General features: G+C 67.6%; 22 protein-coding genes. 1 reads left to right on the plus strand and 21 read right to left on the minus strand.

What is annotated here, in order from left to right:
* Positions 1 to 2 precede the first annotated feature (2 nt).
* The 19 genes from OH799_RS12280 to OH799_RS12370 all read right to left on the minus strand — a co-directional run bounded on the left by OH799_RS12280 (position 3) and on the right by OH799_RS12370 (position 20,903).
* Positions 3 to 389: a DUF4913 domain-containing protein gene (locus tag OH799_RS12280; protein ID WP_357261222.1), complete on the minus strand. Its 387-nt coding sequence runs from the start codon at positions 387 to 389 to the stop codon at positions 3 to 5.
* On the minus strand, positions 386 to 2,218 hold the full coding sequence (locus OH799_RS12285) for a type IV secretory system conjugative DNA transfer family protein (protein ID WP_406279515.1): 1,833 nt from the start codon (positions 2,216 to 2,218) through the stop codon (positions 386 to 388). The genes OH799_RS12280 and OH799_RS12285 overlap by 4 nt, the downstream gene beginning before the upstream one ends.
* Before the next feature lie 41 nt (positions 2,219 to 2,259).
* Positions 2,260 to 2,901, minus strand: coding sequence for a hypothetical protein (locus tag OH799_RS12290; RefSeq protein WP_406279518.1), 642 nt, complete (start codon positions 2,899 to 2,901; stop codon positions 2,260 to 2,262).
* Entirely contained in the window at positions 2,898 to 4,562 is a 1,665-nt protein-coding gene (locus OH799_RS12295; protein WP_406279521.1) for a peptidoglycan DD-metalloendopeptidase family protein, read from the minus strand. The genes OH799_RS12290 and OH799_RS12295 overlap by 4 nt, the downstream gene beginning before the upstream one ends.
* Before the next feature lie 37 nt (positions 4,563 to 4,599).
* Complete coding sequence (locus OH799_RS12300; protein ID WP_406279524.1) at positions 4,600 to 4,908, minus strand: transposase; 309 nt, start codon at positions 4,906 to 4,908, stop codon at positions 4,600 to 4,602.
* Positions 4,909 to 4,984: 76 nt separating this feature from the next.
* Complete coding sequence (locus OH799_RS12305; RefSeq protein ID WP_406279527.1) at positions 4,985 to 7,177, minus strand: hypothetical protein; 2,193 nt, start codon at positions 7,175 to 7,177, stop codon at positions 4,985 to 4,987.
* Between the two features lie 7 nt (positions 7,178 to 7,184).
* Entirely contained in the window at positions 7,185 to 8,675 is a 1,491-nt protein-coding gene (locus OH799_RS12310; RefSeq protein ID WP_357261204.1) for an SCO6880 family protein, read from the minus strand.
* Positions 8,672 to 10,099, minus strand: coding sequence for a hypothetical protein (locus OH799_RS12315; protein ID WP_406279530.1), 1,428 nt, complete (start codon positions 10,097 to 10,099; stop codon positions 8,672 to 8,674). The genes OH799_RS12310 and OH799_RS12315 overlap by 4 nt, the downstream gene beginning before the upstream one ends.
* A gap of 38 nt (positions 10,100 to 10,137) precedes the next feature.
* Entirely contained in the window at positions 10,138 to 10,941 is an 804-nt protein-coding gene (locus OH799_RS12320; protein ID WP_406279533.1) for a hypothetical protein, read from the minus strand.
* 23 nt (positions 10,942 to 10,964) lie between these two features.
* Positions 10,965 to 11,777: a hypothetical protein gene (locus OH799_RS12325; protein ID WP_406279536.1), complete on the minus strand. Its 813-nt coding sequence runs from the start codon at positions 11,775 to 11,777 to the stop codon at positions 10,965 to 10,967.
* Entirely contained in the window at positions 11,774 to 12,418 is a 645-nt protein-coding gene (locus OH799_RS12330) for a hypothetical protein (protein ID WP_406279539.1), read from the minus strand. Before OH799_RS12330 ends, OH799_RS12325 begins: the two co-directional genes overlap by 4 nt.
* 43 nt (positions 12,419 to 12,461) lie before the next feature.
* Entirely contained in the window at positions 12,462 to 12,737 is a 276-nt protein-coding gene (locus OH799_RS12335) for a hypothetical protein (protein WP_406279542.1), read from the minus strand.
* Between the two features lie 8 nt (positions 12,738 to 12,745).
* Positions 12,746 to 13,042, minus strand: a complete 297-nt coding sequence (locus OH799_RS12340; RefSeq protein ID WP_327119197.1) for a hypothetical protein — start codon at positions 13,040 to 13,042, stop codon at positions 12,746 to 12,748.
* A 52-nt stretch (positions 13,043 to 13,094) separates the two neighbouring features.
* On the minus strand, positions 13,095 to 13,757 hold the full coding sequence (locus tag OH799_RS12345) for a DUF6668 family protein (RefSeq protein ID WP_357261186.1): 663 nt from the start codon (positions 13,755 to 13,757) through the stop codon (positions 13,095 to 13,097).
* Positions 13,754 to 14,632, minus strand: a complete 879-nt coding sequence (locus OH799_RS12350) for a MinD/ParA family protein (RefSeq protein WP_406279547.1) — start codon at positions 14,630 to 14,632, stop codon at positions 13,754 to 13,756. The genes OH799_RS12345 and OH799_RS12350 overlap by 4 nt, the downstream gene beginning before the upstream one ends.
* Before the next feature lie 14 nt (positions 14,633 to 14,646).
* Positions 14,647 to 15,606: a hypothetical protein gene (locus tag OH799_RS12355; RefSeq protein WP_406279550.1), complete on the minus strand. Its 960-nt coding sequence runs from the start codon at positions 15,604 to 15,606 to the stop codon at positions 14,647 to 14,649.
* Positions 15,607 to 15,663: 57 nt separating this feature from the next.
* A complete protein-coding gene (locus OH799_RS12360; protein WP_406279553.1) occupies positions 15,664 to 17,262 on the minus strand; it encodes a cutinase family protein in 1,599 nt (532 codons plus the stop codon).
* Positions 17,263 to 17,567: 305 nt separating this feature from the next.
* Positions 17,568 to 19,970, minus strand: a complete 2,403-nt coding sequence (locus OH799_RS12365; RefSeq protein ID WP_357261174.1) for a RelA/SpoT family protein — start codon at positions 19,968 to 19,970, stop codon at positions 17,568 to 17,570.
* 438 nt (positions 19,971 to 20,408) lie between these two features.
* Positions 20,409 to 20,903, minus strand: coding sequence for a winged helix-turn-helix transcriptional regulator (locus tag OH799_RS12370; protein WP_406279558.1), 495 nt, complete (start codon positions 20,901 to 20,903; stop codon positions 20,409 to 20,411).
* A gap of 80 nt (positions 20,904 to 20,983) precedes the next feature.
* On the opposite strand from OH799_RS12370, the gene OH799_RS12375 reads away from it, so the two are divergent.
* Positions 20,984 to 21,397, plus strand: coding sequence for a nuclear transport factor 2 family protein (locus tag OH799_RS12375; RefSeq protein ID WP_406279561.1), 414 nt, complete (start codon positions 20,984 to 20,986; stop codon positions 21,395 to 21,397).
* A gap of 48 nt (positions 21,398 to 21,445) precedes the next feature.
* Here OH799_RS12375 and OH799_RS12380 read toward each other — a convergent pair whose 3' ends face one another.
* Together OH799_RS12380 and OH799_RS12385 are read right to left on the minus strand one after the other, a co-directional pair.
* On the minus strand, positions 21,446 to 21,673 hold the full coding sequence (locus OH799_RS12380; RefSeq protein ID WP_406279564.1) for an excalibur calcium-binding domain-containing protein: 228 nt from the start codon (positions 21,671 to 21,673) through the stop codon (positions 21,446 to 21,448).
* A 130-nt stretch (positions 21,674 to 21,803) separates the two neighbouring features.
* Positions 21,804 to 23,393 (minus strand): ATP-binding cassette domain-containing protein, encoded by a 1,590-nt coding sequence (locus OH799_RS12385; protein WP_406279567.1) that lies wholly within the window; start codon positions 23,391 to 23,393, stop codon positions 21,804 to 21,806.
* Positions 23,394 to 23,409: the final 16 nt, after the last annotated feature.

A 23,409-nucleotide genomic window follows, 5' to 3' on the forward strand; every position in this document is an offset into this window, starting at 1 on the left:
GTTTACAGGCGGAAGTCGCCGATCGTGGGATCACCGAACATGCCGTGCTGCGGCGACTTCAGCGGCAGCGGGCTGAGCATATCCTTGTGACCGTTGCGCACACTGCAGTATTTGAACGGCCCCTTCGGGTCGAAGAGTTTTGACATATGTGGGTCCGCGTGGTCCAGGAACCAGACGCTCAGCCCCGTGCGGCCGTCCAGTCGGTAGTGCTCCCACGCACGCCACAGCGCGTCCAGCCGCGCGACCGCCTCGGCGTGCTGCCACCACTCCGGGCACCACACCGTGTCGCTGAGATCGGTGACCTGCCGCCGGTAAACCAGGCTGAGATAATTTTCGACGAACTCCACCACACTCGCGTAGATCATCGGTTGCTGCTGCTGTTCGGTCACAGCGGGCGAACCTCCTCGACCTGTCCGTACTCCGGCGGCGGTGCCGACTTGCTCAACGAGGGCGCGCCGATCAGGTCCGTGATTTCCGTCTTGCGCTGCGGATCATGGTGCGAGATGGACTTCTTCACGTCGGCAGCGTACTCGCCTTCCCACCACGGAACCGTCCGGACCAGCACCGGCGGCGCACCGGACGGGAACACGATGGCCCGGCCACGCGGCAACGTTGCCAGACCGTTGACCGAGAACGTCTTCGACGAACCTAGCGACCGCGAATAGCTCTTGCCACCTTTGGATTCCGAGACCGACTGGGAGATCGCATCGTATTCGCCGAGGACATCGGACCGCTCCTGCAGGAACCTGGTGTCGTCGACGCCGCTGCCGAGCACCTTGATGTTCGCCGCCGACCAGAGGGCGTTCATGCCGCTCTCACCCCAGCAGCGGGCGCCCTGCGCCCAGGATTGCAGCACCGTCATCACCACGATGCCGCGCGAGCCGAAGTGGCTGTACTGCTTGGGCAGATCTTTCCAGCGCACCACGTTCGCGGCCTCATCGAGCACCGCGAGCAATGGAATCGCCAGCCGCCCGCCGCGCGACTGCGATGCCTTGCGCATCGCGACGTCCACGACCGCCTCGGTGAGTGCGCTCACCAGCGGCGCGGCCGAGCCGCGGCCCTCGAGCGACAGGCTGTAAAGAGTTCCGTTGTGCTCGAGGAACTCCAGCTCGTCGAACTCCCTACGGTCCCCGCCCCTGGTGATCCACGGGTGCACATTCGACAGCTTCAGGCAGCGGATCATCTTCTTGGCAGTACCGAAGATGCCGCTTCGCGTGCGCGGATCGCTGTTGTACTGCGAGGAAAGGCCGGACGCCGTGTAGTGGTGGCGTGCGGCGCGCAGGAGTTCGATCGGCTCGGTATCCTGCGGGTTCGTCACCCACTCCCACACCTGGACGATCGGCCTGCTGCCGTTGCGGTCACCGACGGCAGCGGCGAGGAACAATCCGGCGAGCAGGTCCTCGGCCTCCGGATCGAAAAACGCGTCGGTCTTGGTGTCGCTGCCACCGTCACCGTCGGCAAAGTGCCCGGCCAACCGCGCCGCGCGCATCTCGCAGCCCTCGCGGCCCGCGTCCACCCAGGACAACGGATCCCAAAACCAGGTCGGCTCCTCGCCCGCGACACCCTGTGGATCGAAGACAAAAGTGGGACTTCCCTTGGACTCCCGGACGTCTCGGGTCGCGTCCACCACATCTCGCTTGTTCGAGGTGGCCAGCACCGGTCCGATCGCGGTCAGGATCGCCGGGATCACACGCGAGGTCGATTTGCCCTGACGCGGACCCCAGATGTCCAGGTGCAGATCCTCATAGGAGCCGTAAAGCATCACCCCATCGGCCACGCCGACACCGATCGGCACACCGGGAACGTCGTCGTAGCCGAGTCGCACCCCCAGCTGATCGGCTTTCTCCCGGACACCCGCCTCGGTGAGCATGGAGATCGCGCCGCCACTGCCCATCACATCGGCCTTTTCGTCGACCGGCAGCCTGCCCTTGCTCTGGCGCTTCTTCAGCTGTCTGCGGATCGCGAGGTAGGCGACCACGCTTGCGATCACCAGCAGCAGGATCACCGTGGACGCGCCCGGCCACTGCAGCCTTCCTCTGGCGAGGTCGGCGACGATGGCGATCGGGTTGATCGGGACACTCTGCGGGCTGCCCGCGAGCATGTTGCCCAGATGCAGTGCAATCCAGATGGTTCCGAAGATCGCGAAGCCGGCGTATGTCAGATACAGGCTGAGATCGGGTCCGGGTATGGCCGGATCCGTCACCTTTTTCTTCGCCATGTGTGCCTCCTGGGTCGACGGTCCGGTGGTAAAGCGTGTGGTCAACGGAACGCGTCGAGCCGCCATCCGTCGGGCGTCCGCACGACGGTGGCGATCACCGTCGCCGGTGGCAACGGCTCCTTGCGCCCGTTCGGATAGACGACGGTCTGCTCGATCCCGATCTTGAACTGCTGGACGTTCGGGTCGGTGGTGTGCGGTGCCGTCTCGCCGGAGGCGAAGGTGAACGCGTCCACGCGCGCTCCGGCCTTCGCCCAATCCGACCACTGCAGCGTCGCTTTCGGGGTATCCATCCCGGTCGGCGAGGCATCCAGCATACGAATCAAGCTGGGACCCAAGAACTTCCGCGCCCGGCTCAACGATGTGCCATGGTTTTCGGTGGTGGGTTCCCAGCTGTAGATCTCCCGCAGCGCCGCAACGGCGACGCCGTCGGGCGTCACCGGGTCGGGCGCGGGGACACCCTCGAGCAACCGGGTCGTGGACGTAGGGGGATGCACCCCACCGGATTCCGCGTCCACACGGTCACCACGACCGCAGGCCACGCCCAGCATCGCGACGCTCAGCACCAGCATCACCACCAGATTCGCGCGTGCACTTGCTTTGCCTCTCCAGGCTAGCCGCATCGGGCGGCACTTCGGCAGTCCTTCCGCCGTGTGTTGGTTCGTGGTGCGCGCGCCGGCACTCACAGCACCCTCCTCCCCCGGCCATCCCCGGGCACCGCGACTTCCGAAACACCGCCGCCGGACCGTGCTCCCGCGCCCGGCACCGACTGAATCATGCGCCCGTTCCCGGCGTAGATGCCGACCTGCGCGGGTCCGCGGGGACCGAACGAACTGAATACCAGGTCACCCGGCTGCGTTCTGCTCATCGGCACCTCCACACCGGACTCCCACTGCTGTTCGGCGGTACGCGGCAGCGTCACCGTGCCGGAGGAAGCCGCGAATACCGCCGCCGAGGTCAGCCCGGGGCCGTCCAGACCGCCGCCGCTCGGCCCCTGCGGCCCGCCGCCGCCCCACACGTAAGGTGTGCCGAGCCATTCGTGCGCGGCCTCGACGATCTGGTCCCCGTTCGAGCCCTCCCCCGGCGTGAACCGGCCGAGCGAGCCGGGCGCGCGGTACTGCGCTTCCATCGCCAGGATGTTCCGCACGTACGGCTGAGTCTCGGCATAATGCGCCGCAACCCGATTCGGCATGCCGCCCGAGGCGAGCACCGCGCCTTCGCCCGCGTTGTACGCGGCCAGGGTCAGCGCGACGACATCGCCCTGCACCTTCCCCTCGGATTGCCACCGCAGGATCTTGTGCGCGATCGCGCACATGTAGCGGCCCTGACCGATGATCGCGTCGCCGTCGTCCCATACGCTGGCCACGCCATTGCCGTCGGCGTCGATCACATACGGCCGACCGTCATCCGGATCGGTACTCGCCGCGGTGCCCGGCAGGAACTGCGCCAGCCCCTGCGCACCGGCTGGTGAGGTTGCGCCGCGCCGGAATCCTGACTCCTGCCTACCCTGCGCGGCCAGCAGCGACGGGGTGATCTGCGGGCATATCGAACCCGCACGGCGATACCAGATTTCCAGTTCCGGCGGCACCTTGCCTGCGGCGAGCGCACCACCGGCGGTGCCGAAGCCGAGACTGCACCGCGGATCGCTGGAGTAGGCGCGCGCGCCACCGACGTCCGGCGTAGGGGCGCCGTCCAGCCAGGGCAGCGGGTCGATCTGACGCCCGCCGGTGAACCGGCCGCCCGGGACGATCTCGAAATGCAGGTGCGGACCGCTGGATTCACCCGCGGAGCCGACCGCGCCGATCGGCTGACCCGCGGTCACCGTGTCACCGACCCGGACAAGCACCCCGGAGCTCCACATGTGGCCATAGACCGCCGAGTACGAGCGACCATTGGTGTCCACCGAGTCGATGACGATCCAGTTGCCGAAACCCGATGCGGAACCTGCGGCGACGACGCGTCCATCGGACACGGAGTAGATGGGGGTGCCGTCGGCCGCGGCCAGGTCGACGCCTTTGTGTGCGCCACCGCGCGCACCGAAGGTGTCGGAGACGGTGAAGGTTCCGGCTGCCAACGGCAGGGTTCGGCGCAGCGGACCGGAGCCCGCGGCCAGCGAGGGCGTCGCGGTCGCGGTCGGATTGGTCTGTGTGGCGGTGGGATTGCCGGTCGCGGCGGGACGCGAACCACCAGACGGGTAACCGCCCAGCGGCGGCAGTTCGGACTGCGAACCGAGCACCGAGGATCCTTCGCAGGCGTCGTCCACCGCGGGCATGACGATGACCAGCACGATGGTCAAGAGGCCGAGCACCGCGCCGAGAGCGACCCACAGCACCGATTTGCCGCTCATCGCCGCCCCTCGCCGGCGTGCAGCGCACAGGCGTGCATCACGTCCGGCGCCGGGTTTCGTTGAGGGTGTCGGCCAGGGTACGGTTCATCTCGGCGGCAGCCGCCAACTGTTGTTGGAGCAACGCGACCTTCCGCCGCAGCGCGGCCGCGTCCATGCGCTCCAGACCAGGGCCTTCGGCCGCGCGCACCCAGTTCCGTACCGAATTCGTATGTACCCCGATCTGTTCGGCGACCACGCGACAGGCCTCCGATTCGCTGTGCAGTTTGCCCGTGAGCGCGACGACTTGCTGGACGGCGGCCTCGCGCACCTCCGGTGAGACGCGGCGGTAGGACCGGTGCGGCATCATGCGGCGCGCCCCCCGTCGACGGTCAGGTGCCGCGGCACGACGCGGATCATTCCCGCATCGCGTCCCCGCTGATCTCTCATGCGGCACTCCCTGGCGAATCCGTTCCCCGCGAAGTCGATTCGGTGAATTCGCTGAACCGCTGGTTGGTGTCGTGGATCCCGCTTTCCTTCTCCGACAGCGTAAATTCCATGTGGAATGGGATGCCGGGCCGGCGGTCCTCACCGATCTTCAGCAGGAACTTACCGGTTCCGGGTGGAGATGGCCTCTGCTGGCCCGGTTTGAGCGCTTCGCCGGTCAACGCCTGCGGTGCGGACCATCCGGTCACCATCTCCTCCTCGGCCGACGTGAACGGCACCGTGCTGTCCAGTCGTTTGATCTCTTCGGCAGGAAGCGCTCCGAAGATCTTGGCGCGCGCACGTTCGAGGAAACCGAGCGCCTTGGCGATGGCGGCTTCCGATCCAAGTGCCTGCAGGTCCTTGATGGTATGGCTGATCATGATCAGCGCGGTGGCGATGCCGCGCTGCAATCGGGTGAGCTCGTCGACCCGGTCGACCATGAAGTCACCGAGACCGAGCACCTGCCAGAGCTCGTCCATCACGACTTGGAAATAACGCTGCGGGCCCAGATCCGCGTCGGCGAGCACATGCGCGGCCTCGACCGAGGCGAATCCGTCCGCCCAACAGGCCAGCATGACCGCGGCCTTGAGCTTCTTGTCACCGGTCGGGATGTGCGACACGTCCATACATACCGCGACCGCGCTGGTGTCGATCGGCACCGTGGTCTGCCCGTTGAAGACCGCGCCGAACGGGCCCTGGGTCAGGGCGCGCAACGAGCGGCGCAAACCTTTGATCGCGTTCTGGTACTCGGCCGGATTATCGGCACCCGCGTCCAGCATCAATTCCTCACCGCCACCGACGATCACCTCGAGGAGGTTCTCCATGATCGGCGGCTTGTCCGGCGTGAATCCGCTGCCGGGTTTGTAGAGGATGCGCAACGCGGTGGAGATCAGCGTCTCCTCGTAATCACGCACACGGTCGCCCCGAACCAGTTCGACCAGGCCCGCGATCAGCGTCACCTGTCTGGCCCTGAGGTCTTGCAACACCTGAAGTTGCAGGGCAGGAAGATCTTCCAGGCGCGGCACGACCGCGCCGAGCACACCCGCCGCGAGCGGGTTGAGCTTGCCGTGCCCGTATCCCAGGTCGATCACCTGGCCGCCGACCAGCTCCACCATCTTGCGGTAGTCCGGTTTCACGTCGGCCAAGATCAGCGGCGTGATCCGCTGCGCGATACCACCGAGCACGATCCTGCGCACCAGCGAGGACTTGCCGAAACCGTTGAGGCCGAGCACGAACAAGCTGGGCGCGGTGATGAAGCTGCCGCGCATGAACCAGTTCATCGGGTCGAAGCAGACCGGAGCGCCGGTGTGCAGGTGCGAGCCGAGTGGCGTGCCGATCAGCGGCGCGCCCGCGCCGACCGACCACGGCCACAAGCCCGCGACCTGGGCGGTGGTGGCGCGGTATTCGACCGGACGTCCGACCACGTTCATCCGGCCGCCGCCGGCACCCGCGTAGCCGCGGTCGGTGAGTTGCGCTGTGCCGCGGTCGAATCCGTCCTCGATCGTCTGCTCCGCGCGGGCTGCGTAGTTGCGGCGGCGGATGTCGTCGGTGCGGACCCGGAACTGTGCCCACGCCGCACGCAGGCCGCTCCCCTCGCGGGCGATCATCTCCAGTTTGGCGCGAGTGGCGTCGTCCAGCAGCGAAGGCCCGGACTGTTTGCGTCGGTCCGCCCTCGCCTTCGCGCGGCGGGCCGCCTTGTCCAGGTACGGGGTGCCCATGGCGCGGTCGGCCGTGTAGTCGACCTTCGCGGGCCGGGGCACGCGACCGGTTCTGGCGCCGTTGCGATCTGGACGGGGCCGGGCAACGCGCTCGGTCGCCGCGTCGCGGGAAGGCCGGGGGGTCCGCATGCCGTCAGCGCGGGAGCGATCCGCGGGCATGCGCTCGCCGCGGGGGCGGTCGGCGTGCGCCCGTTCGGAACGCGCGCCCTCGGACCGGCCCGCGCCTGCTCGCGCTCGCCGCTCGGCGGCCTCTCGAGCGGCCCGCCGTTCCCGATCGGACATCTCTACGTCCGACCGATCCTCGCCGCTCACCCGCGCCGAATCCCGCGCGGGGCGCCGCGGCCGCTGGCCCCACTCGTCCCGCCCGGCTTGCTCGAGCCGCCTGCGAGCGGCTTCGTCCCGGTCCCGTACGGGTGGCTCGTAGTCCCGTGCCATGAATCCCTCACCCCGCCAGTGCTTTCGGAATAGTGGCGTGTTCCGGCAGGATCACCCCACAACCCAGCGAAGCCGCGAAGGCCGCCGCCTGGTATCGGTAACACCGCCGAATCTTCAAGCGCGCCTGGGTCGACAGGTCGCGCGTGATGGCTTCGATACGCGGCAGATCGCCGCGCAGGGGCTCGGTGATGGTCACCAGTGCCCCGAAGCGGGTCACACCGTGACCCCTGGCCTGCTCCTCGCGGGCCTGCTGGGTGGCGCCCACCCTCAGCGTAGCCGCCGCCGACACGACACCACGTTCACTCTGCTGGGCTACCAGCGCATTCTTGAAGTCGTCGTCGACGATCTCGGCGGCATCGGCGGCAGAGTGCGGCCGGTACACGATGGCGATACGTTTGCGCGGCACTTCGGGATTCGGTGCCAGCAGCCGCTGCAGCACGCGCTCGTCGACCGCGCCCTCCGGAGCGGCGTCCATCTCCCAGGTCACCGACCGGCCGCCGTCGTGCACGAGGTAGTCCCACTTCTCGTCGTGCGAGACCGGACCCGCGTCCGCCCAGTCCAGGCCGTGGCCCTCGGGTTCGCTCGCGGCGACTTCCAGGTCGGCCTGCGCGGCAGGGTCGTAGCTGCGCCGGATGAACGAGATCACCTCGTCGGCCGACATCGGCTGCGCGCGCACACCCGCCTCCGCCAGTGCCGCGCAGATCCCAGGCAGGCGGCGGCCGATCTCGACGGCCTCCTCCGCCGGGTTCTTGCGGCGCTCGGCGGTCGTGGCCTTGAACGTGATCGCCACACGCGGAAGCAGCTGCACGCGCTCCTGCGGCAGTTCGGTGGCCAGCTCATACATCACCTGCTGGGCCAGCTCCGGCGCCTCCGGCCGCGTGATCGCGGAAACCTCGGTGAGCAAACGGTTTCCGGTCTCGGGCACGGTGTCGATGACCGGGACCACGGCGACGATGTCGCTGGTCTGGCCGACCGAGGCCAGGAAGGTTCCCCATGCCGACACCCACCGGTCGATCACCGGCTGGTCCACTGCCTCGTGGCCCTGGGGCCAGGCGCGCAGCACCACCGTGTACTGCGCGAACTGCGGAAGGTGGATCATGCCGAAGCTGTAGCCACCCGCGTCGATTCCCTCGTAGAGCTTGGAGGGCGCGAGCAGACCGGGCAATCGGGTGACGCCGCCCGGGATTCGGGAGAACCGGCCGCCTCGGTACACATGCTCGCCGCGACTGCGCGAGCGCATCCAGTTGAACATCATCAATCCCGTCTCGTAACCCGAACGGCCACCCGTCCGCCACACCAGTGGAACCATCACGACGACGCCGGTGCCGCCGACGATCAGACCCCACTGGAAGCCGCCGACCATCGCGGTGATCAGCGCCGTGATCACGACCGCGAAGCCGAGCACGGTCTCCTCCCAGCGCAGGCCGAAAAGGCCCGCGCTGCGCGGCTTCTGCCAGAGGCCGTACGAGCGCCGCTCGTAGGTGTCGGTGACTGTCATCGCGGAATCGTGCTCCTCCCGAGGTCGGGTGAACGATTCGTCCAGCGGTCGCCCGCGACGTCACCCATTGTTTGGTCGGCCCGGTTCAGGCCGCCGCTCGCGGCGCGCGCCGCGCCGATCCGGCCTGCCGTCCTGGCCGCTCCGGACGCTACCCCGGACGCGCCAGAGGGGCCGGAGGCGCGCGGGGCCGCGCCGCCTTGACCACCGCCACCGCCCCGCGGCGGCGTCGGCCGCGGTGCGCCGCCGCCGCGCGGGCCGCCCGCGCCGCCAGGACGCGGACCAGTTCCGCTGCCGCTCACGTAACCCGCCGCGCCCGGCGCCGCGGAGCCCTTGACACCGACGGCCTTGGTGCCCATAGCGCCGAGGCCCGCGACCGCGAGCAAGGTTCCCCCGGTCGCGGTGAGACCGGAACCGCCGCTGCCGACGATCGCGACGGCAGGCGTGGCCAACCGCATCAGCGCGGGCAGCACGAACGCCACGCTGCACAGCAACACGATGGCGACCAGCATGCGCTGAGCTTGTTCGCCGTCCGGCAGGCCCGCGGTCGCGGTGAGCGAATCCACGTGGCCCGCAGTAGTGAACGCGATCATATAGACGATCGCCGCCACCGGTTTCCACAGCATGAACGCGATGATCCAGCCGATCAGCTTCTGATAGGACTGCTTGCCCACGTTCATGCCCGACGCGGCCGCGGCCAGCGGCAGCACACCGGCCGCGATCACAAGCAGACCCTGGCGGACAATGGCCAGCACGATCTGCGCCAACGCGCCGAGCAGCCCGACAATCGCGATGATCAGCACTAGACCCGGCGAGAATGCCTGCAACTTACTGGTTTTCACCATCAACTCGGCCAGGTCTTTGGCGTTGCCGTTGGTCGAGTCGTTGATGATCCACTCCGAGAAGCGGTCCGAGGCCTGGGTACCCGCCACGATCACCGCGCCGAGCATCCATGAGCTGAACACCACGCGGGTGAACATGCGGAACGACTCGGCCGCCTCGTTCATCGCGGCCCCGCGTCTGGCCTCGGCCAATCGCGCGCCCGAGAGGATCACCGACGCGATCAACAGCAATATCTGCGCCTGATAGGTGTAGTCGTTGATCTTCGTAAACAGCGAACCCGAGTCGCTGACCGCCTCGTTGGGCACCTTCATCCAGAAGGTCAACGCCAGGATGATGGCCTCACCGAGGCCATTCATCAGCGAGTCGACCACCTTGCCGAAGGTCGAGTCCCATGCCTTGTCCTTCACCGCGGTCGCCGCCTGGCCGGGATGCGTGGCCGCGTTGCCCGCCTTGCATGCGGCCGACGCGGCGTCTCCGAGGGTGAAGCCGGGCAGTCCGAGGCCGTCGAGAGAGTCGTGGATTTCGTTGCACGTATCGTCGAAGCCGTACGTCTGGCCGTAGGCCACGGTCGGAGTCGCGATCATCACTGTGAAGATGACCGCGAAGATTGTGACTAGCCGTCTCACCATTGTGTCCACCCATCGATCGAGCCGATCGTCTCGAGCGGCTGTGCGTCGCCCGCGGACGACTTCAGTCTCCAGCCACCGTCACGCCATACCACGTTGAGCCTCATGGCCACCCAGCTTCGCCCGCCGTGCAGAAACTCACGGGTCTTGCGGGCGATACGAACAACAGCGAAATCGTCACCATAGCTTTCGATTCGAAATGCGTCGGACGCGTACAAGAGTGGTTTGACACTCTCCGGCAAGACGTCGGGCACTTTGCCCTCAGCGATCTTGCGCTCCCGATCGGCGAGCTCCTCGGGAGTGAGGATCACCAACTGCTGCCACAGCGTGTGGTCGGTGGGTCGTGCCACGGTCCGCCAGTAGATATGCTCGGCGGCCAGCGCTGCACCCTGCGGTGTCTTGGTGAACCCTGACGGCACGCCGTTGTCGATGCGCGCCGGTCCATCGGTCGTCGAGAAGGGAATGATCGGGCCGCCGTATACCTGTTGCCAACCGCCCGGCTGGTTCGTCCCCCCCGGCGCTCCGGTCTGCAACTCCGGATCGGTCGGTGTCCGTGGCAGACCTGACTGCGAAAGAGCCTGTCCAGCAGTATCTTTTGGGATATCAAAACGATGCCCGAAGGAGTCCTTGCCGGAACCTACGAACGACGGCCCAATAGGCCCAGGCGGATTCTCCGACGCTGTTGGTGTTGGCGACGCCTGGTCGTAGGGCGCGTCGTCGTCCCCGGTAGCAACCACGGTGACGACTGCGGCCACCGCGACTGCGAGGACTGCACCTGCGCCCAGCACAGCCAGCGGCATGCGCCCGAAGGACCTTCTGCGACTTACCACTTCGTCCACCCCTGCAACGACTCGACGTACTCGGTCTGTGCGTTGTTGGTCGTCGAGGGCTTCAAGCGCCAATCACCCGCGTCCCACACCATGACCAGGCGCATCGCCGCCCACAGCTGCTTGCCATCCACCACCGGCCCGCGGGTGGCAAGGCGGATGATGGCGAGATCGTCGGCATAGTCGTCCACTTTGAACGCATCGGAGGCGACGAAGTAGCGGGTCACCTTCTCGGGCTGCTGCTCGGGCAGGCGATCGTCGAACAGCGCCTTGTCATAGGCGGCGATCTGCTGAGCGGAGACCCGGACCTGGCGCACGTACAGATCGCGGTCGGCAGGACGGGCGTTGAGCCGGTAGGTGATCTGCGCAGCGGCCAGTACCGCGCCCTGCGGCGTGTGCGAGTACCCGACGGCCAGGTCGTCTTCGATGCGGGTGGGCCCGTCGGAGGTGGAGAACGGAACGGAGGCGCCGTACACCCGCTGCCAGCCGTGTGGCGCGGTGGTGCCCTCAGGCGCCGCGGTCAACCAGTCCGCGTCGGCCGGCTTGCGCTGACGCGACGGATCCTGCGGAAGTGGTTGTCCGGCAGTGTTGTTCGGGATGTCCACGCGCCTGCCGAGGATGTCGACCTCGGGCCCGGCGAATCCGGTGCCGCCGGAGCCTTCGGTGACGGCGGCAGCGCCGTCACCGCCGTCGTCGTCGCGACCGACGAAGACGAAGATGCCCACGATCACGATGAGTGTCAGCACGGCGGCGGACGCGACGACACCGAAGGAGACGCGGTCGCGCGCGTATGACTCCTTGTCGCTCACGTCGGTGCCTCCAGTTTCACGATGTCGGTGGGTAATGCGTCGATCGAATCGATGGGTCGTACGGTCGAGTCGGGGTCGGGCAGTCGTAATCTCCAGTCGGCACTGAACCACTCGACGGTCGTGTGGTTCACCGCCCTCGAGCTGTCGGAATACTCGGTGTACACGTCGACGGTGGAACTCTGATCGGTGTAGCCGGTGATCTTGTAGCCGAGCAGGCGCGGTGTGAACTCGGGACCGGCGGGCCCCGTGATCGACAGCTGCACCCGGTTGATCGCCCACTCGTCCTTGGCCGGGCCCGGAACCAGTTCCTGCGCGGCCACTTTCGCCCACTGGGTGTCCGCGGCCACTGCGAGACGTACCGAATGAGTCAGCGCGGCGACGCCCGAACCGCGCGGCGAGTGCTCGAAACCGGTCGCGGTACCGTCGGCCGTCGACTTCGGCCCCTGGCCGGTCTGCGGTAGCGGCACACCTTGGAACGGCTGCCACCGCACATCGGTCGGTGCCGCGTTCAGGGCAGTGCCTGACTTATCGTCGTCTCCTCCGCAACCGAACGCAGCCAGCACCAGCGCGGCGCCGAAGACCCCGGCGGCGGGGCGGCGTAGGTCGCGCCGCCACGCCGCTGAGTCGTTCGACCGAATCACCGTGGAATTCATTCCCGCGTCGTCCCCGTTCCGCTCCGATGGCTCACGCGGGCAAGAACGCCAGGGCGATCCCCGACGCCGTGCTCGCCACCACAGCACCCAGCAGGCTCATCAGGACGCCGTGCGAGGAGTCGTTCATGGCCAGGTCGCTGCGGAACGAGATCCATAGCTTGCCTGCGGAAACGATCATCCAGGCCAGGCACACCAACAGCACGAACCACAGCAGCCAGTTCAGCAGCTGCATGAGTGGTGCGAGAACCTCGGCGGGCATCTGTTTGTAGGCCAGCAGCTCGGCCGCCGGCATGCGCACAGTACTCATCGCGAACATCAGGTGCCGATGACAGCGTTCATGATGGTGCCGGCGCTGGTGGCTACGACACCGCCGATCATGGCTCCCGCCACCATCTTCGGCGACTCCAGGCCACCGCCGGTCCACTTCTCCCACGCGAACTTGCCGCCCGCGTAGGTGATGCCGCAGACACCGGACAGCAAGACGAACCAGGTGAGATAACGCACCAGCTGCAAGATCTTCTCGGAGCCGGGAGGCGCCTCGGGCGTCGGATTACCGACTTGCGCGAGGACGGTGCCGTACGTGTCCTGCACGGCGAGGAGGATCATGCTCATCGGGTGCCTTTCTCGAATAATGATGTAGTTGTCGCCGATTCGATGCGTACGTTCACTGCTCGTGCGGCTTTCTGAGGTCCGGTGCCTGGTAATCGAATGTGGCGTCCTCCAGTGCCGTCCGAGCCGCCGCCACAATGTCGGCGCCGAGCACCCGGACATCGAGCGGTACCTCCTCGAGCGGGTCTAGCTTGCGCTTCTTCTGCGGCAGCGGGTCGCCGGGAGACCACACCGGCAGCTGCTCGGGCTCGACCAGCGTCCATTCCTCGTACCACGGCACCTGCCACAGCTGCCCGGCCAGCGAGCCGACGACGTCGCGGTAGCGCCGGATCTCGGGAGCGATTCTGCCGGGCCGCACAGCGACGGTGACCAGCCCGAGCACGTCGGAGGGTCCTGCCAAACCCGAAAGATGTTGGCGCAGAAGGTCGTGCGCGCGCGACAGGCCGGCGATGGTCTCCCTGGCCACGAGGACGACGAACGGACTTTCGCGGTCGAAGACGCCGGGCCAGCGGCGGCCCGAATCCGCCGCGGGCGCAAGCACATGCGCGAGGGTACTGGCTCCCGCTCCGCCATGCACACCCAGCAACCACACCAGCGGAGCGCGGCCGATGCCGGGCACCGGCCGGTCCCAGATGGCGGCGCGGCGGGATTCCGGTGGGGCGATCATGCCGGCGGGCGTGCGTTCGGGCTGAGGGGGATAAATCATGGCGGCGGTCATGATGCCACCCCGGCGAGCAGGCGCCCATACGCCCGACGTGTCTCGTCGGCCAGCGCGGCGTGCCGGACGAGTTCACCGCGGGCAAGGTGCGGATCGTACGGAATCTCCCTGATGTCGCGGACCCAGCCGGAAAGATGCTCACGCAAATGATCCGCAACCCGCGACTCGCCACCCGGGTACTGGTGGGAGACAACGATGGTCGTGTCACCGACGATACCGCCGCCCTGCCCTTCGGCCGTGTCGCCGAACTGGTCGTCGAGCCATTCCAGGGTTACCCGGAGCCGGTTGGCCGCGTCCGTGCGAGCCGGAATGGCAAGTACCAGGGCGACATCAGCGTCATCGAGCAGTGGGCGCAGCTGCCTGCCCGCAATCGGGGTCCCGCCGTCGTATACCGCCGTATACCCGGCGTCGTGCACCGCTCGGGCGACCGTGAGATAAGTCGCACGCCTGCGCAATGGCGCGGCGTCACGCCACAGCAAACCGATGCCCGAGGTGGCGCGTGAAAGACATTCCTTCAACGGCGCCGGTTCGTCGTCCCCGCGTCCGTACAACCAGGACTGCAGGCTGATCGGGTGCAGATGCTCGTCCGCACCGCGTAATGCGAGATCACTGCCCGCCGCCGTCGCGTCCACCGCGACTGTCGGCGTGCCACCCGTGCCGAGCTCACCCGCCAATCCCAGCACCGTCGTGGTGGTGCCCGCACCACCACACCCACCGACCACCAGAATCGGGCGCTGCAGTGGACGGTCCGCCCCGGAACCATCGCGTTTGCCGCGCCGCAATCGCACCACCGGAGCCTTGGAGCGCACCGGCCGACCCGACGGTTCGCCCTCCTCGGGCGTCTCGTCGAGCCAGCGGCTCCAGTCCTCTCCCATCGCTTCTACTCTCCTTATCCGGCCGCGATACCCGTGATCAGCGTGCGGCCGCCGATCACCGCGGTGGTGACCGTCTGTTTGTTGTACGTGGCGGGACCGCCGCCGGGCCGGTACTCGGTGACCTCCACCGAATACCGGTTGTCGGCGATCGTCACGATCCGCACGCAGTGCGTGGTGCCCGCCGGAATCGTGTCGATACCGCGCTGGATAACCGAAGCGGGCTGGACGGCGGCGTCGGGGGCGACCGCCTCCCTTGCCCGCTCGCCGGAACGTTCGACGTAATACGCATGCTGGAACGACAGCACCGCGTCCGGACCGGAGTCCGTACCACCGGCCTCCGCGCTGCGAACGATCGAGTCGCCCCGTTCGGTCGGACAGCCGCCGCCTGCGCGCGGGTTGACACCCGCCTGGGCACCGGCAACGGTGAACTGGACCGACGCGGGTACGGGCGAATCCTTCGGCGCCGCAGCGCGGTTACCGGAGGCGTGCAGCAGAAACAGCACACACGCGACCGCCGCGCCGAGCAGCAGCGCCGCCGCGATCAGGACGATCAGCAGGCGGGCCCGGCGGACGGCGGGGTGCTCGCGGGCAGCTTTGCGCAGCGCACCCGACGCACGTGGACGCGGGCGCGGGCGCCCCACGCCGTTGTCCCCGTCGGACCAAGGAAAGCGTGCGAGACCGGCCTGCCGAGGCGGGGTGTAGTCGTCGTATGGACCGGGCGCGCGGCCGGCCACCCAATCCGACCAGCCGCCGGTGAATTCGCTGCGCTGCGCGGGCAGATCGCCGGAAATGTCCTCGGCCGGACGCCCCGACGGCTCGTCGTCCTCGCGAATATAGTGCGGATAGCGCGCGGGCCCGTCGCCCTCCGCGGGAGCGACGGAACTCGCCTCCCCAGGGTGGACGGTTTCCGGGGTGCCCTTCTCCGGCTCCAGAGCGCCGTACCAGCGGGACAGCTGTTTGTACGACTTCAACATTCCCCCATTCCCGCAGAGCAGGGCACGCAGCATCGCATCGTGGGACCCTCTCGGCGATCAGTTCGTGGAGAACGGGTAGGTGTTGGGTATGCCGGGTCGATCGGTGGGCGGAATCGATGTCACGCCGCCGGATGAGGCGCCATCGGCTCCTGTCCCGAACGGAAATTGTCCCGTACCGGACGAACTCGGCGTGGGCGACGCGCCGGAGCTTTCCCCGAAGAATCCGGTGGGTTGCTTCTCCACCACCCCCTGTGGCGTGGTATTGCTGCCGAATGTGTCGGCCACGTCGCGGGCGACGGCGGCGAACCAGTCAGCCACCAATTGGGTGGGCGCATCACCGTTCGCCGAGACGGTCGCGCTGGAGTAGCCGCGGTGCCGCTGGATGGTGTCCCAGTACCGCACCCAAGTGGTCGTGTTCAGCAAATCGCTGTTGTCGGTGATGCTCTGCACGACCGCGTCGAACGCCTGGGTGACCAACCGGACGCCGGTCGTCGGCGGGATCAGCTGCGGTACGGCGCCGAGCAGCTTGGTGCCGAGCGACAGCAGCGCGGCGGGTGGATCGGACAGGCCTGCGGTGGCCAGCTCCGAGATGGCCGTCGGGTTGATGAACGTCCTGACCACCGTGACCACCGCGTTGAGTCCGATCATGCCGACCTTCAGCAGGGTCTGCAGCGCGCCGGGAAGATCCAGCGGGGTGCGCGGGTCGGAGGCGTCGGAGAGGCGCTGCGAGATCGATTTCCTGGGCGAGATCGACAGGGTCGCCAGCGAATTGCCTTGGATGTCCTCGTCAACCACTGTGGTCACGGTCTTGATCGAGGTGTACGCCAATGCCTGTGCGATCGACACCAGGGAGGCGATCGGGTCGCCACCGCTCAGCGTGGACTGGCCGGCCACGTTGGCGACCACTCTGAGGATGGGGGCGCCGTCCGGCGCGTCGCAGGCCAGGTCGCCGGCCGCGCAGAAACTTGCCACACGTCCGGTGAGCGCGCCGAAGTCGGCCGCCTTGTCACGTTCCGGGCCGATGCCTCCGCCGGTGGCCGGCGCCTGCGGCAGGGCGGCGATGGACGCGAGCCGATCGCCCGAGGTGCCCGGCGCGGGGTCCGGCGTCGCCTTGCCTGGCACACCGGGAAACAGCGGCGCGCCGGAATTGCGGGTCGGGTCGGCGAACAGCGCGACCGCGGCGACCTTCTCGGCGGGCAGCACGCCGTGGCCCTGGCCGATTTCCTGGGCGAACAGCGATGCGACGTGCGCGCCCTGCGAGTAGCCAACCACCGCGAAGCGGGTGTTCGCGCAGGCGTCGGCGACAGTATCGGCCATGGCCCGCAGGCGAGCGAGGCCCCCGGTCACCGACTCCCAGTACGGCACCGCGCCACCGGCGGTCGCACCGCCGAAGCCGGATTCATATGGCACATAGGCCCGATCGACCAGACCGCGGTCGGCGGCCTTGGCCATCATCGGCCGGAACACCGTTGACAACATTCCGGTGTCCGTGGTGGGCGCCGCGTCCGGGGAAGACTCACCCGTGCCCTGAATTCCCAACGCGTACAACGCAGGACAAGTGCGGATGTCGATGTTCGTCGAGGGGTTTGCGGGATTGGGCGGCTCCGCCTCCGCGGTGCCGGCGGTCGCCACACCCACGGCGAGTGCGACCAGCATCCCCGAGAATCTTGCCGTGTGTCCAGTCATAGCGACCCGCAATCAAGTCGTTTGCCGCAACTACCCTCAACGCCATGAAACGCAATAGACGGTAACAGATTCCGACTATTGCCGCCGAATCGGCGGAAATCTTCCGCGAAACGCCGATGCGCGCGACACTCCATGGCGCGCCGACGGGAGCCACTTCGATAAGTTTTCCGGACGGCTCGCACTGGATGGCCACCGCCGGGCGACAACGAGCCACGAAAGCTATTGCGACATCAGCAAATACAGGGCTACCGAACAGGTGGTGGGCAGGGCACCGGTCAGGTAGCGGAAGTGACGCGGTAGACGTCGTAGACGCCCTCCACATTGCGCACCACATTCAGCAAGTGCCCCAGGTGTTTCGGGTCGCCCATCTCGAAGGTGAACTTGCTGATCGCCACCCGGTCACCGTGCGTGGCGACCGACGCGGACAGGATGTTGACCTTCTCGTCGGCCAGCACCTTCGTCACATCAGACAACAGCCGGGTACGGTCCAACGCCTCGATCTGGATGGCGACCAGGAACACCGAGGACGGCGAGGGCGCCCAGGACACCTCGATGATCCGCTCCGCCTGCTCGCGCAGCGAACCCGCGTTGGTGCAGTCGGTGCGGTGCACACTCACCGCACCGCCACGGGTCACGAAGCCCATGATCTCGTCACCCGGCACCGGGGTGCAGCATTTCGCCAGCTTGGCGACCGTGCCCGCCGCGCCGGGGATCAGCACGCCCGCGTCGCCGGTGACCCGCTGCCTGCTCGGCGTCGTCGACGGGGTGGAGCGCTCGGCCAGCTCGTTCTCCACGTCGCCGATACCGCCCAGCTGGGCCATCAATCGCTGCACCACGTGGTGCGCGGAGACCTGGTGCTCGCCGACCGCGGTGTAGAGCGTGGAGATGTCGGTGTAGTGCAGTTCATGGGCGACCGCGGTCATCGCGTCGACGCTCATCAACCGCTGCAGCGGCAGCCCGACGCGGCGAACCTCCTTGGAGATCTGCTCCTTGCCGCTCTCCAGGGCCTCCTCCCGCCGCTCCTTGGCGAACCACTGGCGAATCTTGGCCTTGGCACGCGGCGAAACCACGAAGTTCTGCCAGTCGCGACTGGGCCCCGCGTTCTGCGCCTTCGAGGTGAACACCTCGACGACCTCGCCGTTCTCCAGTTGACGTTCCAGCGCGACCAGCCGCCCGTTCACCCGGGCACCGATACACCGGTGGCCGACCTCGGTGTGCACCGCGTAAGCGAAGTCGACCGGCGTCGACTTCTGCGGCAGCGTGATCACGTCACCCTTCGGGGTGAACACGAAAATCTCCGGCGACTTCAGATCGAAGCGCAGCGATTCCAGGAACTCGGCCGGATCCGCGGCCTCACGCTGCCAGTCCAGCAGCTGGCGCATCCACGCCATGTCGTCGACCTCGGCGGTGTCGTTGGTGTGTTTGCCTCGGGTCTCCTTGTAGCGCCAGTGCGCGGCAATGCCGAACTCCGCAGTGCGGTGCATGTCCTGGGTGCGGATCTGCACTTCCAGCGGCTTGCCGTCCGGCCCGACCACAGTGGTGTGCAGCGACTGGTAGACGCCATAGCGCGGCTGTGCGATGTAGTCCTTGAACCGGCCTGCCATCGGCTGCCACAGCGAATGCACCACGCCGACCGCCGCGTAGCAGTCGCGCACCTCGTCGCAGAGGATGCGAATTCCGACGAGGTCGTGGATGTCGTCGAAGTCCTTACCCTTGACGATCATCTTCTGGTAGATCGACCAGTAATGTTTGGGGCGGCCCTCGACGATCGCGTTGATCCGAGAAGCGGCCAGCGTATTGACGATCTCGGCCCGCACCTTCGCCAGATAGGTGTCGCGCGAGGGCGCGCGATCGGCGACCAGCCGGACGATTTCGTCGTACTTCTTCGGGTGCAGGATCGCGAACGCGAGGTCTTCGAGTTCCCATTTGACCGTCGCCATGCCGAGGCGATGGGCAAGAGGCGCAATGACTTCTAGTGTCTCCTTGGCCTTCTTGGCCTGCTTCTCCGGCGGCAGGAACCGCATGGTCCGCATGTTGTGCAATCGATCGGCCACTTTGATAACCAACACGCGCGGGTCACGCGCCATAGCGATGATCATCTTGCGGATGGTCTCCGCCTCGGCGGCCGCGCCGAGGTTGACCTTGTCCAGCTTGGTGACGCCGTCGACGAGATGCGCGACCTCGGTGCCGAAGTCCTCGGTGAGCTGCTCGAGGCTGTAGCCGGTGTCCTCCACTGTGTCGTGCAACAGGGCGGCCACCAGCGTAGTGGTGTCCATGCCGAGCTCTGCCAGGATGTTGGCGACGGCGAGCGGGTGGGTGATGTACGGATCGCCGGACTTGCGGAACTGGTGCTTGTGTCGGTCGTCGGCCACGTCGAACGCGCGCTGCAACAGCGTCAGGTTCGCCTTCGGGTACAGCTCGCGGTGCACAGTGGCCAGCGGCTCCAGCACCGGCTTGACCGCCGCGATGCCGCGCTGACCAGTCATGCGGCGGGCCAGCCTGGCACGCACCCGACGCGAGGCCGAGGTCGGGACAGCGGCACCGGGCTGGCGCGGCGGCGTCGCACTACCCGCCGTCTGCGGCTTTTTCGGCTGAGTGGCGTCGGCGGTGGAGGCACCATCCGACTGGGGGACCGACGCCGATTGCTCGACCTTCGCCTCGCCCAGATGCTGAGCCATGCCACCACCTCTCCGCGCCTCGATCGGAACACCCTATCCGACCGCTGCAGACTCCCGGACCACCAACTTTAGTCCGGCCTGGGCTCGCGCGTCCGTTCAGCTGGCTGCGGATGCGCTCAGGCGTCTCCGGACAAGCAACGGGCACGGATTCCGAGAGGTTCGACCATCCGACGCAACCCCTGCCAAATCGGACGCGTCCACGCCGCCCGAGTTGGAATACTTACCGCGAAGCGACCCTGCCGATCAACGGCCAGGATCGGATCACGCGGTCGGTTCAGCCGACGGTGGCGGCCAAGGTCTCCAGAACGCGTCGATGCCTCCAGGCTCCGACCCCTTGCCGCATGCGGCAGGGTTGTCGCGGGCTCACCCGTGCGCGGCACACGTCATGGAGAGCATTCTCGTGCCGTCTGCCGTGGCCATGCGCCACCTGCCGCCTCGTCAGGGTTCGAGGTGTTCGCCGATGAGCATGGTCCCGGGGCCGCGCTGGCCGCCCGGACCGTGCAGCCAGCGGACGTTGTCGGCAGTGAGGGGTGTTCCGCAGGCTTGGCACACCACCACGCCGGCGGTCGGCCGACCGCAGTCGCGATGGACGACCACGGCGGGCGGACCCGCAGCACCCGCCAGCCATTTGTCGCCCCACGTGATGAGCATGGTGAGGACCGGATACAGATCGCGCCCCTGTTCGGTGAGCAGGTACTCGTGTCGGACCGGATTCGATTGGTAGGCGCGTGTTTCGACGATCCCGTGCGTTTGCAGCGCGTCCAGGCGGGCCGCGAGCACGTTGGAGGCGATACCGAGGTCGCGGCGGATGTCCTCGAAGCGGGTCAGCCCGACGAACAGGTCGCGCAGAATCAGCGGCGTCCAGCGCTCACCGATCGCGTCGACCGTGCGCGCGATCGAGCAGACGATGTCGGAGAAAGCAGCCTTGGGCACACGGACAGGATAGTCCATTGCTTTTTGCAAGCCACTTGGGTTAGGTTGGGGCCAACCAAGAAGCCAAGGAGTGACCGGATATGTCCGACGCGATTGCCAGGTTCCGCGCGGCGACCGAGGCAGGCGACATCGACGCGCTGATGGAGACGATCGCGCCCGATGCCGAACTGACCTCGCCGCTGTCCGGCCGGTTGGTGTTCCGGGGCAAGGCAGACCTGCGGGTGCTGCTAGCGGCCGCCTACGGCAGCGCGACCGACTTGCGCTGGACCGAGCAGATCGGCGACGGCGCGCGCCAGGTCCTGCTGGCGACCGCCACGATCGGACCGCTCCGGTTGACCGAGGCGCTGGTGATCGGGCTCGACGACCATGGCCGCATCCGCACGCTGAACCCGCACCTCCGGCCGTGGCTTACCCTCAGCTACCTCGCGGTGCGCTTGGCGCCTGGTTTGTTCCGGCATCCCGGCGTCTTACGGCGGGCGGCCCGGGCCGCGTAAATTGCGCCCGTGGGCCCGTTGTCCCGCATCCGGGCGATCAGAGTCGGCCTACCGGAGAGTAGTGAACGCCCGATTCACGGCTCCCGGACGTTTCCTGCGCGCCTCGCCGTAACCGGGGTCTCCTCTCCGCAGCGGCGCCTTGCCCGCCGCACGCACCTCGACGCAGCTCTTGTCGTGCGGGTCGGCGACCGGATCGGCCACCGCGACCGCCGCCCCCACACCTGCCACCGCCGCGGCGATGAAACACACGGCCAGGACGCGCATCGCGGACTTCACAGAATCAAACCCCACCTTCCGAAACCAAGACCGAATAGCCCTGCCCCACTGGAACATTCGACACCACACAGGGTCGCAGCGATCTTGTCAGGTCGGACAACCGTTCCGCAAGCACCGCGACGCGGTCCCGCTATGTCACCAATGTCTCAGCCAGCCCGTCGGCGGTGAGCTCCAGCCGCCGGGTCACCCCGATGTCGCCGAGGAATCGCAAGTCGTGGCTTACCACGATCAGCGCACCCTCGAAACCGGCGAGGGCCTGCGTGAGGTGCCGCAGACTCGGCAGATCGAGATTGTTGGTCGGCTCGTCCAGCAGCAGCAATTTCGGCGCGGGATCGGCGAGCAGCAACATCGCCAACGCGGCCCGCAACCGCTCCCCTCCGGACAGCGCCGCGGCAGCGACGTCGGCGTCCGCGCCGCGGAACAGAAAGCGGGCCAGCTGGGCCCGAATCCGCTCGGCAGACGCGTGCGGCGCCGTCGAGGCCACGTTCTCGAACACCGACAGCCGCTCGTCGAACACATCCAGACGCTGCGGCAGCATCCGCCACGGCACCTTCGGACCCTTCGCCGCGATGTGGCGCAGCAGCGTCGTCTTGCCGACCCCGTTGCGTCCGGTCAGGGCGATCCGCTCCGGGCCGGACACTCGCAACGTCACCGTCGGCCCGCAAGCAAGCTCCACTTGGTCCAGTCCGATCACGTCCTGGCCGGGATAGAGCCGTGTGTCGGGCAGATCCACCCGGATCTCCCGATCGTCGCGCAACAACTCCTTCGCCTGCTCGAGCTGCTCCTTGGCGGTGTCGAGCTTCTCGATGTGGCTGTTGCGCAGTTTGCCCGCCGACACCTGTGCCTGCCGTTTGCGCTCGGCCATGACAATTTTCGGCTCCCGCTTCTGGTCCCACATCTTCTGCCCGTAGCGCTGCCTGCGGTCCAGCTTGATGCGCGCCTCGACGAGCTCGCGCGCCTGCTTGCGCACGTCGCCGCGCGCATCCCGGATCGCGGCCCTGGCAGCCTCCTGCTCGGCCTCGACGATCCGCTCGTACTCACTGAAATTGCCTCCGAACAACCGCAGTTCGCCGTGCCGCAGCTCGGCGATGGCAACCATCCGCTCCAGCAGCTCGCGATCATGGCTGACGGTGAGCACCGTGCCGGAGAACTGGGTGACCACCTCGTAGAGCCGTTCGCGGGCGATCTGATCCAGGTTGTTCGTCGGTTCGTCCAGCAGCAGCACGTCAGGCTCGGCGAGCAGCTCGGCGACCAGTCCGAGCAGCACCGTCTCGCCGCCGGACAGCGTGTCCAGCGTGCGATCGAGCTGCCCGACCGAATGGGCGACGTAGTGCAAGCCGAGCCCGGCCAGCAGCGCGAGAGCGCGTTCCTCGACATCCCACTGATTGCCGACCAGGTCGAAGTCCGCCTCGGCGGCGATCCCGGACTCGATGCGGTGCAACGCCTTTCGGATGCCGGCGATACCGAGCACGGCGTCGACACGCTGCCCTGACGCGAGACCGAGATCCTGCCGAAGATACCCGAGCTGCCCGGTGACCGTGATCGACCCGCGCGCGGGCTTCAGCTGACCGGCGATCAGCTCCAGCAGTGTCGACTTACCCGCACCGTTGCCGCCGACCAGGCCGACGTGACCGGGACCGAGGACGGCGTCGAGCCCCTCGAAGACGGGAGTGCCGTCCGGCCAGGAGAAGGTGAGATCGGAAATAGACAGATTGGTCATAGTGACTCCCCGAGGT

The organism is Nocardia sp. NBC_00881, from assembly GCF_045207455.1.
Lineage (GTDB): Bacteria > Actinomycetota > Actinomycetes > Mycobacteriales > Mycobacteriaceae > Nocardia.